Origin of the sequence: Comamonas guangdongensis, assembly GCF_041079535.1 — a bacterium.
GTDB classification, from domain to species: domain Bacteria; phylum Pseudomonadota; class Gammaproteobacteria; order Burkholderiales; family Burkholderiaceae_C; genus Comamonas; species Comamonas guangdongensis.
Genome location: NZ_JBFYGN010000060.1, coordinates 1 through 1,776, shown reverse-complemented (window position 1 = coordinate 1,776; position 1,776 = coordinate 1). Strand labels below are relative to the sequence as shown.

The 1,776-nt window shown below is 68.3% G+C and carries 1 protein-coding gene; it reads left to right on the top strand.

Going from position 1 to position 1,776, the window contains the following annotated elements; all coding sequences use genetic code 11:
• A partial coding sequence (locus AB6724_RS21725; RefSeq protein WP_369340613.1) for an acyl-CoA dehydrogenase family protein occupies positions 1-1,734 on the top strand: 1,734 nt, incomplete at its 5' end.
• Between the last annotated feature and the right edge of the window lie 42 nt (positions 1,735-1,776).

Genomic DNA, 1,776 nt, shown 5'->3' with positions numbered 1-1,776 from the left:
CTCGCGCAGATCGCCCAGATCCCCGGCTTCGAAGACGCGGGCCTCGAAACCGCCCAGGCCGTGCTCGAGGAAGGCGCCAAGCTCTGCGAAGCCGTGGTCGCCCCGCTCAACGTGCCCGGCGATCTGAACCCGTCTTCCTTCAAGGACGGCGCCGTCACCACCACGCCCGGCTTCGCCCAGGCCTTCAAGCAGTACGCCGAAGGCGGCTGGCAGGGCCTGCAGCACCCCACGGACTTCGGCGGCCAGGGCCTGCCCAAGACCATCGGTGCGGCCTGCATCGAGATGCTCAACAGCGCCAACCTGAGTTTTGCGCTGTGCCCGCTGCTCACCGACGGCGCGATCGAGGCCCTGCTCACGGCCGGCAGCGACGCGCTCAAGGCCACCTACCTCGAGAAGCTGGTGACCGGCGAGTGGACCGGCACCATGAACCTGACCGAGCCCCAGGCCGGCTCCGATCTGGCCCTGGTGCGTACCAAGGCCGAGCCCCAGGCCGACGGTTCGTACAAGGTCTTCGGCACCAAGATCTTCATCACCTATGGCGAGCACGATATGGCGGACAACATCGTCCACCTGGTGCTGGCCCGCGTGGCCGGGGCGCCCGAAGGGGTCAAGGGCATCAGCCTGTTCGTGGTGCCCAAGTTCCTGGTGAATCAGGACGGCAGCCTGGGCGCGCGCAACGATGTGCACTGCGTCTCCATCGAGCACAAGATGGGCATCAAGGCCTCGCCCACGGCCGTGCTGCAGTATGGCGACAACGGTGGCGCCATCGGCTATCTGGTCGGCGAGGAGAATCGCGGCCTCGAGTACATGTTCATCATGATGAACGCGGCCCGCTACGCCGTGGGCGTGCAGGGCATCGCCGTGGCCGAGCGCGCCTACCAGCATGCCGTGGCCTATGCCAGGGAACGCGTGCAAAGCCGCCCCGTCGACGGCTCCGTGAAGGCCAGCGCCACCATCATCCACCACCCCGATGTGCGCCGCATGCTCATGACCATGCGCGCCAGCACCGAGGGCTGCCGCGCCATGGCCACCGTGGCCGCGGCCGCCTACGATGCGGCCCACCACCACCCCGATGCCGAGGTGCGCCAGGCCAACCAGGCCTTCTATGAATTCATGGTGCCCCTGGTCAAGGGCTACAGCACCGAGATGAGCCTGGAAGTCACCAGCCTGGGCGTGCAGGTGCATGGCGGCATGGGCTTCATCGAGGAAACCGGCGCCGCCCAGTACTACCGCGACGCCAAGATCCTGACCATCTACGAAGGCACGACCGCCATCCAGGCCAACGACCTCGTGGGCCGCAAGACCGGCCGCGACGGCGGTCGGACCGCCAAGGCCATTGCCGCGCAGATCGCCCAGACCGAGGCCGAGCTCCACGCCAGCGGCACGGACACGGCCCAAGCCGTGGCCCGGCATCTGGCCGCAGCCCGCCAGGCCTTTGTGCAGGTGGTGGACTTCATCGTGGAGCAGGCCAGGGCCGAGCCCAACGCGGTGTACGCGGGCAGCGTCCCCTATCTGATGCTGGCCGGCAATCTGGTCGCGGGCTGGCAACTGGGGCGTTCGGTGCTGGCGGCCCAGGATCTGTTGCAGCGGGGACAGGATGCGGGCTTCATGCAGGCGAAACTGGCGACGGCCCGCTTCTATGCCGAGCACATTCTGACGCGGGTGCCGGGCCAGGCCCAGGCCATCGTGGGCGGCGGCGCCAGCGTCATGGCCCTGGCCATGGACAGCTTCTGAGCCGGCGGCCGAGGTGCTTTGAAAACCGGAGCTGCCGGCGCA